Here is a 13,268-nt window from a genome sequence, read left to right on the forward strand (position 1 = left end):
TCAGATCAGGCCTTGGCGGGCTGCTTCTGCCCGATCGCGCCGAGCAGATCGTCGAACGCCTTGACGAAGGAGGCGACCCCCTCGGCCACCAGCGTGTCGGTCACGCCGTTCAGGTCCAGACCCAGCCGCTCGGCTTCGGCCAGGACGTGCTTGGCGTCGTCGATATCGGCGGTCAGCGTCTCGGCCACCGTGCCATGATCGCGGAAGGCGTCCATGGTCTTGGGCGGCATGGTATTGACCGTGTCCGGCCCGATCAGCGTGTCGATATAGAGCGTGTCGGGGAAGGACGGGTCCTTGGTCCCCGTCGACGCCCAGAGCAGACGCTGCGGCTGCGCACCCTTGGCGGCCAGCGCCTGCCAGCGGTCGGACTTCAGGAAGTCCAGATACCATTGATACGCCATCTTGGCGTTGGCGATGGCGACCTTGCCACGGACGGCCTTGAGGGCGTCCGCTTCCGCATCACCGGCGGCGACGCGCTCGTCGATCTTCTTGTCGATCGCCGAGTCGATACGGCTGATGAAGAAGCTGGCGACGCTGGCGATCCGGTCGATCGGCTGCCCGGCCTTCACCCGCTCTTCCAGGCCCGCCGCATAAGCCTCGGCCACCTTGATATAGGCGTCGACCGAGAAGAGCAGCGTCACGTTGACGTTGATCCCCTTGGCGATGGTCGCCGAGATCGCCGGAGCGCCCGCGTCGGTGCCCGGAATCTTGATCATCAGGTTCGGGCGGTCGACCGCGTGCCACAGCTTTTCGGCCTCGGCGATGGTCGCGTCGGTGTCGTCGGCGATGTAGGGCGACACCTCCAGGCTGACATAGCCGTCCTTGGCGTCGAGCTTGTCATAGACCGGCTTCAGCGTTTCCGCCGCCGCCTTGATGTCCTGGATCGCCAGATGCTCGTAACGGTCGATGGTCGCCGCGCCGGGGTTCTCCTTGTCGAAGGCGGCGAGCGTGGCGTCATAGGCGTCGCCATGCCCCATCGCCTTTTCAAAGATCGACGGGTTGGAGGTGACGCCGGTCAGCCCGTCCTCGGTGACGAGCTTTTCCAAGCCCTTCGCCTCGAGAAACTTGCGATCGACGAAATCGAGCCAGGGGGCGCAGCCCTTGGCGCCCAGTTCCGACAGCTTGCTCATCACTTGGTCTCCAGCATTTCGCGGGCCACCTTCACGACATTGTCATGGGTGAAGCCATACTTGTCCTGCAACTTGGCGAGCGGAGCCGAGGCCCCGAAGGTCGACATGGTGATCGTGCGACCGTCGAAGCCGACATAGCGGTCCCAGCCGATCGACCCGGCCTGCTCGACCGCCAGACGCTTGGTCACGGTCTTCGGCAGCACGCTGTCCTTGTAGCCTGCGTCCTGCAGCTCGAAGCGATACCAGCTGGGCAGCGAGACGACGCGCGCCTTCACGCCATCTGCCTTCAGCGTCTCATACGCTTCCGTCACCAGCGACAGTTCCGACCCCGTTGCGATGAGGATGATGTCGGGTGTGCCGTCGCAATCCGCAAGGACGTAGCCGCCTTTCTTCACGCCCGATGCCGGTGCGTACTTGCTGCGATCCAGGGTCGGCAGCGCCTGACGCGAGAAGATCAGCGCGGTCGGGTGGCTGGCCGACTCGACGGCGCAGCGCCATGCCTCGGCCACTTCGTTCGCATCGCCGGGGCGGATGGTGTCGAGGCCCGGGATCGCACGCAGCGTCGCCAGATGCTCGATCGGCTGGTGGGTCGGGCCGTCTTCGCCGACGCCGATCGAGTCGTGCGTGAAGACGAAGGTCGCGCCCAGCTCCATGATCGCGGCGAGGCGGATCGGCGCGCGCATGTAATCCGAGAAGACCAGGAAGGTCGCGCCGTAGGAGCGCAGGTGCGACAGCGCCATGCCGTCGACGATCGCGCCCATCGAATGCTCACGCACGCCGAAGTGCATGTTGCGGCCTTCATAGCTGCCCGCTTGGAACGAACCGCCGTCCTTGATCAGCGTCTTGGTCGAGGGCGCGAGGTCGGCCGACCCGCCGATCAGCCACGGCACCTTGGCGGCGATGGCATTCTGCACCTTGCCGCCCGAGTCGCGGCTGGCGACGCCCTTGGCATCCGCCTCGAACACCGGAATGTCGGCATCCCAGCCCTCTGGCAGCTTATCGGCGAGCATCGCGTCCAGCTCGGCGGCGAGCTCGGGATATTCGGTGCGATAGCGGTCGGTCATCGCGACCCATTCGTCGCGCAGCGGCTTGCCGCGCGCTTCGATGGCACCCTGGAACGCCTTGCGCACGCCGTCGGGCACCAGGAACTTGGCATCCTCGGGCCAGCCATAGGCCTTCTTCGTGGCGCGGATCGCGTCCTCGCCCAGCGGCTCGCCATGCGCCTTCTCGCTGCCCGCTTTGGGGCTGCCATAGCCGATGACCGACTTCACGACGATGAAGGTCGGCTTGTCGGTGGTCGCCTTGAAAGTGTCGAGCGCGGCGGTCAGCGCGGCGACGTCGTTAGCATCGTCGACGTGCAGAACGTTCCAGCCATAGGCCTCGAACCGCTTGGCGACGTCTTCGTCGAACGCGATGTCGGTGCCACCCTCGATCGAAATCTGGTTCGAGTCGTAGATCCAGCACAGGTTCGACAGCTTGAGATGCCCGGCGGTCGAGGCGGCTTCCGACGCGACGCCTTCCATCATGTCGCCGTCGCCGCACACGACATAGACGTCATGGTCGAAGATCGGGAAACCCTCGCGGTTGAAGTGCGCGGCCAGCCAGCGCTCGGCGATCGCCATGCCGACCGAGTTGCCGCAACCCGCGCCCAGCGGACCGGTCGTCGTCTCGACGCCCGTCGTATGGCGATATTCCGGGTGGCCGGGGGTCTTCGAATTCAGTTGGCGGAAGCCCTTCAGGTCTTCGAGGCTGAGCGCAGGCTTGCCCGACTTTTTACCTTCCGCATCAATCTCTTCGATGCCCGCCAGATGGATCAGCGAATAGAGCAGCATCGAGGCGTGGCCGACCGACAGCACGAAGCGGTCGCGATTGGGCCAATCGGCATGGGCCGGATCGTAACGCAGGAATTTCGACCAGACGGTATGACCGACCGGGGCCAGCGCCATGGGGGTGCCGGGATGGCCCGAATTGGCCTGCTGCACCGCGTCCATCGACAGTGTACGGATGGTGTCGATGGTCAGGCGCTCGATCGACCCGTCTTCGTGGAGATGCGAGTCGGCGTTGATGGTGGCATCGGTCATGAAACTGGCCTTATCCTTACATTCTGCGACCGAGCGCTGCCGCGAACGGTCAGGGTTGCCATGCATGGGCCGCCTTAGCGCGGGTTCCGCCCCCGTTCCAGCCGGGTAACGATCCCGTCCTCGGCAATATAGGCGGCGTCGATTTCACTGAGGAACAGGCCGTGCCCGACGACGCCGGGGATGGCCATCAGGGCATTCGCCAAGCTATGCGGGGCGGCATCGTCCCAGCCATGACCATCGATCACGATATTGCCGTTGTCGGTCACATAATCGGGCCGTTCGACACAGTGTACGAACATCTGCGCAAGCCGCAGCGACGCATAGCCACGCGCGAAAGGCAGTATCTCGACCGGCAACGGCGTCGCGCCCAGTCGGGTCACGCGCTTGGAACCGTCAGCGATCACGATCATCCGGTCGGCGGCGGCGGCCACGACCTTTTCCCGTACCATCGCGCCGCCTGCACCCTTCACGGCGCGCAGCCGTGCATCGATCGCATCCGCGCCATCGATCACAAGGTCGACCCGCGCCACCGAGTCGAACGGCCGCACCTTCAACCCCAGGCGGGTCGCCAGCGCAGCGCTTGCCTCGGATGTCGCGACGGTTTCGATAGCCAGACGTCGCTCGGAAAGGGCGGCAATGGCATGGGCCGCGGTCGAACCCGTGCCTAGGCCGACGAGCATATTGTCGCACACCTCATCAACCGCTGCGGCAGCGGCCAGGCGTTTATCGGCGTCGCGGTCGGTCATGCCCTTTGAAAATGCGCCAGAAACCCAAAGGCTCCCGCGCCCTTCGCTTTTGTAGCCGCGCGACAAGTTGCGACAATTAAGGCGGGCGATTTAGGCCATCATCGCTTGCCTTTCGGAACCGCCCTCGTGCAATTTGACACGTGTCAGCAACGTTTCGCCGGTTCGCGCATTTAGGCGCGGGCCGTAACCGCGGCGAATCTCAGGCAGGTGAACGAATTGAACTTTGCAGGCTTTCGCGGGCACCGGGTGCTCGCCGGTACGGCCATGGCGCTCGCGCTGGTGAGCCTGTCGGCATGTGGTGGCAGCGAGAAGGGCGGCGCGTCCAAGGGCCGCGCCGGTGCCCAGCAGACCCCGACCGTCGGCTTCGTGACCGTGCAGCCGACCAACGCGCCGATCGTGACCGAACTGGCGGCGCGTACCAGCGCCTTTGAAAGCTCCGACGTCCGCCCGCAGGTGACCGGTGTCATCCGCCGCCGCCTGTTCACCGAGGGCACGCTCGTCAAGCGTGGCCAGCCGCTCTACGAAATCGATCCCCGCCTCTATCGCGCCGCCGCCAACCAGGCCGCCGCCAACCTGCAAAGCGCGCAGGCCAATGCCGAGGCGACGAAGACGCTCGCCGACCGCTATCGTCCGCTGGCGCAGATCGAGGCTATCTCGAAGCAGGACTATACCAACGCGCAGGCCAGCGCCCGGCAGGCCGCCGCCCAGGTCGCACAGACCCGCGCCGCGCTGGAAACCGCACGCGTCAACCTGCAATTCACCACCGTCCCCGCGCCGATTACCGGGCGCATCGGCCGTTCGCTGTTCACCGTCGGCGCGCTGGTGAGCGCGAACCAGACCGATCCGCTGGCACAGATCCAGCGGCTTGACCCGATCTTCGTCGATATCCAGCAATCGGCCAGCGACCTGCTCTCGCTGCGTCGCAGCCTGGGTGCACGTGACGGCCTGATCCCCGCCAGCGCGAACGTGAATCTGCGGCTGGAGGACGGCACCGATTACGGCCAGACCGGCAAGGTCGAATTTGCCGAGGCGGTCGTCGATCCGCAGACCGGCACCGTCACGCTGCGCGCCCGCTTCCCGAATCCCCAGGGGCTGCTGCTGCCCGGTATGTTCGTGCGCGCGCAGTTCGCGCAGGCGATCGACACCAGCGCCTATCTGGTCCCGCAACAGGCGATTTCGCGCGATCCGAAGGGCAATGCGACGTTGTTCGTCGTCGGCGCCGACGACAAGGTGCAGGAACGGAAGGTCAAGGCCGAGCGCACGCAGGGCGCCTATTGGGTGGTGACCGATGGCCTGAAGGCCGGCGACAAGGTGGTGACGCAGGGCCTGGCGAACCTTCGCCCAGGCCAGAGCGTCCGGGCGGTGCCCGCCAACAGCCCGCAAAAGGTTCAGCCCCCCTCGCCCGAGCAGTTGAAGAAGATGCAGGCGGCCAAGGGTAAGGCGGGCTGACCGGACCATGATGAGCCGCGTCTTTATCGATCGCCCCATCTTCGCCTGGGTCCTTGCCATCATCGTCATGCTGGCGGGCGTCGGCGCGATCATGGGCTTGCCCATCGCGCAATATCCCGACGTGGCCCCGCCCCAGGTTTCGATCCGCGCGACCTTCCCCGGTGCCTCCGCGCAGACGTTGCAGAATTCGGTGACCCAGGTCATCGAGCAGCAGCTGACCGGCATCGATGGCCTCCTGTATTTCCAGTCGTCCTCGTCCAGCCGTGGTTCGGTGACGATCACCGCGACCTTCGCCAAGGGCACCGATCCCGACATCGCGCAGGTCCAGGTCCAGAACCAGGTCCAGCAGTCGGTTGCGCGCCTGCCGCAGCAGGTGCAGCAACAGGGTCTGGTCGTCCGCAAGTCGAACCCCGACTTCCTGTTGATCGCGGGCGTCTATGACGAGACGAACCGGATGACGAACCAGGACGTCGCCGACTATCTCGTCTCCAATCTGCAAGACCCGCTGGGCCGTATCCAGGGCGTCGGCGATACCAACGTCTTCGGCTCGCAATATGCGATGCGCATCTGGCTAAACCCGGAGCGGCTGTCTTCCTATCAGTTGATGCCGTCCGACGTCGTCACCGCGATCCAGAACCAGAATACCGAAGTCGCGGCCGGTGAGGTCGGCGGCACGCCCTCGCCCACCACCCAGATGCTGAACGCGACCGTGACCTCCATGTCGCGGCTCCAGACGCCCGAACAGTTCCGCGAGATCATCGTCAAGACGCTGAACAACGGCGCGACGGTCAAGCTGTCCGACGTGGCCCGCATCGAGCTGGGCGCGGAGAGCTATGCCGCAGTCAGCCGGATCAACCAGCATCCCGGTGCCGGCATCGCCGTGCTGATGGCGCCGGGTGCCGACGCACTGAAGACCGCCGAGCTGGTCAAGGCCGAGGTCAACCGCGTCGCCAAGACCTTCCCGCCGGGCCTGAAGGTCGCCTATGCCAACGACACGACGGCCTTCATCAAGCTGTCGATCGACGAAGTGGTCAAGACGCTGATCGAGGCGATCATCCTCGTCGTCATCGTCATGTTCGTCTTCCTGCAAAGCTGGCGCGCGACGCTGATCCCGACGATCGCGGTGCCGGTCGTGCTGCTGGGCACCTTCGCCATCTTCTATCTGGCGGGCTTCTCGATCAACACCTTGACCCTGTTCGGGCTGGTGCTGGCGATCGGCCTCTTGGTCGATGACGCGATCGTGGTCGTGGAGAATGTCGAGCGCCTGCTCGAAGAAAATCCCGACATGACGCCGCGCGAGGCGACGATCGAGTCGATGAAAGAGATCAGCGTCGCGCTGATCGCCATCGCACTGGTCCTGTCGGCGGTGTTCCTGCCGATGGCGTTCTTCGGCGGGTCGACCGGCGTCATCTATCGCCAGTTCTCGATCACCATCGTGTCGGCCATGATCCTGTCGGTCGCGGTGGCGATCATCCTGTCCCCGGCGCTGACCGCCACGCTGCTGAAGCAGAAGGCCAAGGAGCATGAGGACGGCGCATGGCTCGACCGCAAGTTCCCGCGCGTGGCGCATGGGCTTCAGCGGGCCAAGGACGGGTTCAACTCACGCTTTGAGTGGACGGTCGAGAAATATACCTCGGCCGTTCGCGCGGTGGTCGACCGCAAATGGCTGTTCCTGCTGATCTATGCGGGCGTCGTCGCGCTGCTGGCCGTCCTTTTCCTGCGCCTGCCGACCGGCTTCCTGCCGACCGAGGACCAGGGATCGGCGATCGTCCAGTTCCGCCTGCCCGCTGGCGCAACGCAAGGCCGCACCATGGAGGTGCAGCGCCAGGTCGAGCAGTATTTCGCCCAGCATGAGGGCAAGAACGTCAAGGTCCTGTTCTCGGTCGCGGGCGGCGGCGGGGGCGGCACCAGCGGCCAGAATACCGGCCAGGGCTTCATCAACTTCGTCGACTGGTCGGATCGCAAGGGCAAGGAGAACAGCGCCGACGCCATTACCGGCCGCGCCTCCGCGGCCTTCCGCGGCCTTCGCGACGCGCAGGTCTTCGCGCTGGTGCCCCCCGCCATTCGCGGCCTGGGCCAGTCGGACGGCTTCACCATGGAATTGCAGAACATCTCGGGCATGCCGCTGGAGAAGTTCGAGGCGATCCGCGACCAGCTGCTGGCCAAGGCCAATGCCGACCCGATGCTCGCCTCGGTCCGCCTGACCGAGTTGCCCGATATCGCCACGCTGCGCGTCGACCTAGACCAGCAGAAGCTGGCGGCGCTGGGCCTGACGCAGCAACAGGTGAACTCGACCCTGTCGACCGCCTGGGGCGGGCAATATGTGAACGACTTCATCGACCGGGGCCGCGTGAAGCGCGTTTTCGTCCAGGGCGACGCACCGTACCGTGCCGAGCCCGAAGACCTGAAGCAGTGGTTCGTGCGCGGGTCGAGCGGCCAGATGGCCCCTTTTTCGTCCTTCTCGACGATCAACTGGGGCGTGGCGCCGACCACCCTGTCGCGGTTCAACGGCATCCCGTCCTATGAATTCCAGGGATCGGCCGCCCCCGGCTACAGCTCGGGCGATGCGATGAAGCGTATGAGCGAGCTGGCCGCCGAAATCCCCGGCACCTCGATCGCCTGGGCGGGCCTGTCCTATCAGGAACGGCTGTCGGGCGGACAAGCGCCGATCCTGTACGGCCTGTCGATCCTGGTCGTGTTCCTGTGCCTGGCCGCGCTCTATGAAAGCTGGTCGATCCCGTTCGCGGTGCTGCTGGTCATCCCGCTGGGCCTGATCGGGGCGGTCGCCTTCGTCACGCTGCGCGGTCTGACCAACGACGTGTATCTCCAGATCGGTCTGCTGACGACCATGGGGCTGGCGGCGAAGAACGCCATCCTGATGATCGAGTTCGCCGAACAGGCGGAGAAGCAGGGCAAGCGCGTCATCGACGCCGCGCTGGAAGCCGCCAAGATCCGTCTGCGGCCGATCCTGATGACCAGCTTCGCCTTCATCTTCGGCGTGCTGCCGCTCGCCATCTCGACCGGTGCGGGGGCGAACAGCCGGATCGCGATCGGCACCGCCGTGATCGGCGGGATGCTGACCGCGACGCTGCTGGCGATCTTCTACATCCCGTTGTTCTTCGTGCTGGTCCGCCGGTCGGTCCGCAACGGCCTGGCCCGGTTGCGGGGCAAGCCGATGAGCGAACATGGCGCGGGGCATCGCCCCGCCCCCGAAGGCGAGGCGGAGAAGGCCTGATGCGTATCCTGTCCCCCCTCCCTGCCCTGCTGCTCGCCGCCACCGCGCTGTCGGGCTGCTCGCTGGCCCCGAAATATGAGCGGCCCGCCACGCCTGTGCCGCCCTCCTGGCCAGTGGGCGACGCCTATCTCCGCCAGTCGGAGGCGGCGCTGCCGACGGTGCGCTATACCGACATCTTCCGCGATGCGCGGTTGCAGCAGCTGATCACCCAGGCGCTGGCCAACAACCGCGACCTGCGCGTGGCGGCGGCGAACATCGCCGCGACCCGGGCGCAATATCGCATCCAGCGCGGCAGCCTGTTCCCCGAAGTCGATGCCTCGGGCCGCTACAGCTATACCGAGCGCGGATCGAGCGGTGCAGGGTCGCAGGCCGTCGGCGGGACGGGCACCGGCGGCACGGGAACGGGAACGGGAACGGGCATCGGTACAGGTAACGGCACCGGTGGTGTCGGAACCGGCACGGGCGGGACCGGCGGCACGGTCGTGACCGGCGCGAACGGGTCGGGCAGTGCCTGGTCGGTCAATCTGGGCACCACCGCGTTCGAGCTGGACCTGTTCGGCCGCGTCCGCTCGCTGACCGGCGCGGCGCTCGACCGTTACTTCGCGACCGAGGCGGCGGCGCGCGCGACCCGGCTGACCCTGGTCGGCGACATTGCCGATGCCTGGCTCAATTACGCCGCCAACCAGAGCCTGCTCGCCATCGCGCAGCAGACCGCCGCCAGTGCCGAACGCAGCGTCACGCTGACCCGCGCCCGGCTTCAGGGCGGGATTTCGCCGCGCACCGACCTGCGCCAGGCGGAACAGGTGCTGGCAACCGCCCAGGCCGACCTCGCGCTCCAGAAGACGGCGGTGGCGCAGGATATCAACGCGCTGCAACTGCTGGTCGGCGCGCCCATCGATACCGCGCTCCTGCCTCGTTCGATCGAGGAAGCCTCGCCCACCATCGCGACGCTGCCCGCCGGGCTCGACTCAGGCATCCTGCTGCGTCGCCCGGACGTGGTGCAGGCCGAATATCTGCTACGCGCCGCCAATGGTCAGATCGGCGCGGCGCGCGCCGCGATGTTCCCCCGCATCTCGCTGACCGGGCTGGTCGGGTTCGCCAGCACCGCGCTGTCCTCACTCTTCTCGAGCGGCAGCTTCAACTATTCGGTCGCGCCCTCGGTCAGCTATCCGATCTTCCAGGCGGGGGCTGGCGTGGCCAATGTCCAATATTCCAGGGCGCAGCGCGACGCCGCGCTCGCGACCTATGAAAAGACGATCCAGACCGCATTCCAGGAAACCGCCGACGCACTGGCTCGGCAGGGCACGATCGATGACCAGCTGGGGGCCAATCGTCGCTTCCTGAATGCTGCGGCCGATACCTATCGATTGACCGAGGCCAGCTATCGCGGCGGGGTGACGCCGTTCCTGAATACGCTGGACGCGCAGCGATCGCTCTATTCGGCCCAGCGGACGGTGATCGCGACGCAACTGACCGCCGCGACCAACCGGGTGACGCTGTACCGCGTGCTGGGTGGCGACTCGCTGCTGGAGGCAACGACGAATGGCCCCGTGGCGCTGAGCCCGGGGCAGTAACGCTTATCCCCCACCCTTCCGGCGCTGGACCGGAAGGGTGAGGACAGCCGGATTTCAGTCCTGCTTCGTGCCCCGCGCCGCGCCGATCGCATCGCGGCCGAACTGCACGATCATCTCGCCGATTTCACGCGCCTGCGACATGGAGCGATTGCCCTGTTCGCGCATGAATTCGCCCTGGATGCGCATGACCTCGGACAGGTCGCGTGCCGAAGCGGCCTCGCGCATGGCGGCAAAGGCTTCGCGCGCGTTGGTTTCGGCCTGATCGAGCATCTTCAGAGTCACCGCCGAACCGCCCTCGGCCATTTTCTGGCCCGACGCCTGCATCGCCTCGCCCGCGCCCTTCATGCGGTCGGTAAAGGCGCCTGCGCCCATATCGCCGCCGATCGCACCCGCGCCGCCGCCATTTCCGATATCCTCGGCCATCCGTCTTCTCCTGTGGTTATGCCCGTCGCAATTGAACCCGCGGGGCTATCAAGAGTTGCACGGCATCCCGGCCGCGACCGATCGGATCAGGCCCGGGCGAAATAGCCCGACAGGATCGCGACCATCTTGTCGGTCGCCAGCAGATCGCCGTCGGCATTCCGTTCTATCCAGTCGCGCTGAATCAGAAGGCGAACCCAGCGCGCGCCCAAGGTGCCGGTCGGCGACAGACCCGCCGTCTCCAGCAGGGCCGCGTCACTCATCGGCGCCTCGGCCTGAAAAGCGGCCAGCGCAATCTGCCAGGCGGGGTCGCCGAACATGTCGACATCGGCCCCGAGGAAATCGCGCATGTCGCGGCGGTGACGGAGGACCATCGCGGCGCACTCGCGCGGGGTGGGCACCCGCGGCGGGCGTGGCACCGGCACACCGCCGCCATCGCCGGAGATCGCCTGGATGCGGGCCTGCACGTCTGCCATGACGCTGGTGAAATGCGCAAAGCTCGCCCGATCCTCGGCCGGCCAATGCAGCAGTTGAAGGTCCGACATCAGCGGGCGTCCTGCCATGGCAGTATCCAGTCAGGGTCCTGCCCGTAACGGGCCAACCGCTGGCGATGCCGCGTCACACCCATCGCCAACAACGCGATCATCGGATAGGCTAGCTTGCCGCCTGCCGCCGCATACATCCAAGGCATCAACGCGGCATCGAACCCGCGAACCCCGTGGATTCCGATCGCCAACACGTGCAGCGCCGCCAGCCAAAGCGGCCAGAACCTATTGGCCAGCAACGCCACCGTAATCAAACCGCCCATCAGGGCCAAGTCTATCATCAATTCAAAGCTTTCGACCGACTGGAAGCTGGTCGATGGATCGAACGGTAACAGCCAGGTCGCGATCGACGCGAGGAATAACATGATCGCGGTCACTCTTTCCGGCCGCCCCCCACACGCAAGTGCGTAAAGACACACTATGCCCTGCAGGATATGAAAAACATAAATATGCATCAGCGCGTGCACCGCAGAGGTCTGACCAGATGAGGCACGCGCCGAATCTCGACTCAGGCGGCTACGCGCAGTGGCACTGGCGTGACATCAGCCGTGATCGAAGGTGGCTTGGGACGCGTGTCGCCATATTCGTCGGCGTCAAAGCCGATCGTCTTACCGACCTTTTCCAAAACGCGGTGGCTTTGAACAGTGTGGCCTCGCGCTTGGCCTATCGCCATCAGTGCTTGGCTCAGCGATTCAAACGCGTGCTGGCCGACTACGGCCGACAACCGCGCCTGGGTCCGAGCCCGCGGCAATGCTATCGCAAGCGCGCCCGCCGTCGCGAAGGCCGCATCAAGCTCGTTTTCCAATTGCCACAACAGTCGGGTCACCTGAACCGCCGCTTCATTCTCTGACGTCATTTCCAGTGCTCCCATCCCGCCGCGCCTGTCAGGCCACGGCCCCGTGATCAACCAGCGAGGTGAGAGACGCGCCCGATCACGCGGGTCATCACGTCGAGCCCGGTCGCCAACATGCCAAAGCCGATGGCGAGCGCGATGGCGATCGTGGGAACCCAGAGCAGCCTTTCGGTTGCGGTCATGTCGTTGCGGGTTTGACCTCGCCGCCGGACCGGGAGGGACAAGCGGGGCGATGCGTGGACATGGCCGTCCTGCACCGCCCCACCGACCGTACTCCCATCCGGTGCCATTGGAGGTGCCATGACCGGCGGTTCGGAAACCAGCCCCGTAGAATCAGGTATGATTTTATTGGGGGTTACTTCTTCTTTTTCTTCAGTAACTTGGTTATTGGCCAACGCCTCGTGATCGGCCAATGCCATGGCCGCCTCGCGACGATTTCGGGCACCCAGAAGCCTGACCGCTTCTGCCAGATAGCTGTCGACAGTCGACTTTCCCAAGCCGAGTTCGGTCGCGATTTCCTTGGAGCCCTTGAGCGCTTTGACGCCACGAAGGCATTCGCGGTGGCGGCGGGTCAACAGGGCGAAGCGTTCGGGAGTCATTGCGTTTTCCGGCCGTGCCGGAGAATCCGTCCAGGCATGCATGACGCATGAGCCGGGACTTACCCCCGTCGCCAAGCGCTTCCATGTCCGATCCGGGCAGAAAGGAACCTCGTTAGATCATGCTTGATCGACAGCGACGATCAATCCCGCCGATTCGGCACATGGATAGCCTCGATCGAGTCCAGCGCCTGGAGCAGGTCGTCGAATGCCGTATCCTGGCTGACCGGAAAGGAGCGTCGAAAGCCGGAACCCAGCACATCAAGGTCACGTTGGGTCAACAGGCCGACCGCTACGATCTGATCCGGACGGCGCGGCGGTCGGGGAGCGTGCTGCGTCATCGCCACCCTCCTGTTAGGATGATGGCATCCATACCACATGGCACGGAACCGCGTCCCGCCGCCCCGTGACGGCCCGAAGCCGCAAAAGCGGAAGATCGCCTATCCTTCAACGCGCCCATGGTCGGAACTCCATTCATGACGTCTGAACCCGTCATTCGTCATGCCTGTTCCACGCTTTTTCCACGGTTGCGACGGGACACCGCTGCAACGCCGCAAATGCGCCGATCCCGCCCTCGATTTCCACCCTTGATGCCCTTCCCTGTCGAGCCACCCCTTGCTAAGGCCGCTCGCATCACCG

At 65.5% G+C, this 13,268-nt stretch carries 12 protein-coding genes; 3 read left to right on the forward strand and 9 right to left on the reverse strand.

From position 1 onward, the window contains the following. Positions 1 to 5: 5 nt before the first annotated feature. The 3 genes from tal to rpiA all read right to left on the reverse strand — a co-directional run bounded on the left by tal (position 6) and on the right by rpiA (position 3,957). Entirely contained in the window at positions 6 to 1,130 is a 1,125-nt protein-coding gene (tal, locus tag SSA01S_RS09810; protein WP_061780262.1) for a transaldolase, read from the reverse strand. Continuing rightward, the gene (tkt, locus tag SSA01S_RS09815) at positions 1,130 to 3,211 is read right to left on the reverse strand and encodes a transketolase (RefSeq protein WP_061780263.1); all 2,082 of its coding nucleotides are present in this window, start codon (positions 3,209 to 3,211) and stop codon (positions 1,130 to 1,132) included. The genes tal and tkt overlap by 1 nt, the downstream gene beginning before the upstream one ends. Before the next feature lie 74 nt (positions 3,212 to 3,285). Then, entirely contained in the window at positions 3,286 to 3,957 is a 672-nt protein-coding gene (gene rpiA / locus SSA01S_RS09820) for a ribose-5-phosphate isomerase RpiA (protein ID WP_061780264.1), read from the reverse strand. 207 nt (positions 3,958 to 4,164) lie between these two features. On the opposite strand from rpiA, the gene SSA01S_RS09825 reads away from it, so the two are divergent. The 3 genes from SSA01S_RS09825 to SSA01S_RS09835 are packed head-to-tail and all read left to right on the forward strand — an operon-like array spanning position 4,165 to position 10,215. Beyond that, a complete protein-coding gene (locus SSA01S_RS09825; protein WP_217996052.1) occupies positions 4,165 to 5,406 on the forward strand; it encodes an efflux RND transporter periplasmic adaptor subunit in 1,242 nt (413 codons plus the stop codon). A gap of 7 nt (positions 5,407 to 5,413) precedes the next feature. Continuing rightward, entirely contained in the window at positions 5,414 to 8,641 is a 3,228-nt protein-coding gene (locus tag SSA01S_RS09830; protein ID WP_061780265.1) for a multidrug efflux RND transporter permease subunit, read from the forward strand. Then, positions 8,641 to 10,215, forward strand: coding sequence for an efflux transporter outer membrane subunit (locus tag SSA01S_RS09835; RefSeq protein WP_082795029.1), 1,575 nt, complete (start codon positions 8,641 to 8,643; stop codon positions 10,213 to 10,215). The genes SSA01S_RS09830 and SSA01S_RS09835 overlap by 1 nt, the downstream gene beginning before the upstream one ends. Before the next feature lie 54 nt (positions 10,216 to 10,269). Here the strand turns inward: SSA01S_RS09835 and SSA01S_RS09840 are convergent, their stop codons facing one another. From SSA01S_RS09840 to SSA01S_RS09865, 6 genes are all read right to left on the reverse strand, one after another. Next, on the reverse strand, positions 10,270 to 10,638 hold the full coding sequence (locus SSA01S_RS09840; RefSeq protein WP_058733955.1) for a phasin family protein: 369 nt from the start codon (positions 10,636 to 10,638) through the stop codon (positions 10,270 to 10,272). A gap of 86 nt (positions 10,639 to 10,724) precedes the next feature. After that, positions 10,725 to 11,180 (reverse strand): hypothetical protein, encoded by a 456-nt coding sequence (locus tag SSA01S_RS09845; protein WP_156477739.1) that lies wholly within the window; start codon positions 11,178 to 11,180, stop codon positions 10,725 to 10,727. Then, complete coding sequence (locus SSA01S_RS09850; protein WP_156477740.1) at positions 11,180 to 11,647, reverse strand: hypothetical protein; 468 nt, start codon at positions 11,645 to 11,647, stop codon at positions 11,180 to 11,182. Before SSA01S_RS09850 ends, SSA01S_RS09845 begins: the two co-directional genes overlap by 1 nt. Positions 11,648 to 11,688: 41 nt before the next feature. Then, positions 11,689 to 12,051: a hypothetical protein gene (locus SSA01S_RS09855; protein ID WP_061780269.1), complete on the reverse strand. Its 363-nt coding sequence runs from the start codon at positions 12,049 to 12,051 to the stop codon at positions 11,689 to 11,691. A 32-nt stretch (positions 12,052 to 12,083) separates the two neighbouring features. Continuing rightward, positions 12,084 to 12,632, reverse strand: a complete 549-nt coding sequence (locus SSA01S_RS09860; protein ID WP_061780270.1) for a helix-turn-helix domain-containing protein — start codon at positions 12,630 to 12,632, stop codon at positions 12,084 to 12,086. Positions 12,633 to 12,772: 140 nt separating this feature from the next. Next, positions 12,773 to 12,970: a hypothetical protein gene (locus tag SSA01S_RS09865; protein ID WP_058715417.1), complete on the reverse strand. Its 198-nt coding sequence runs from the start codon at positions 12,968 to 12,970 to the stop codon at positions 12,773 to 12,775. Positions 12,971 to 13,268: the final 298 nt, after the last annotated feature.

This window comes from Sphingomonas sanguinis NBRC 13937, assembly GCF_001591005.1.
Classification (GTDB): domain Bacteria; phylum Pseudomonadota; class Alphaproteobacteria; order Sphingomonadales; family Sphingomonadaceae; genus Sphingomonas; species Sphingomonas sanguinis.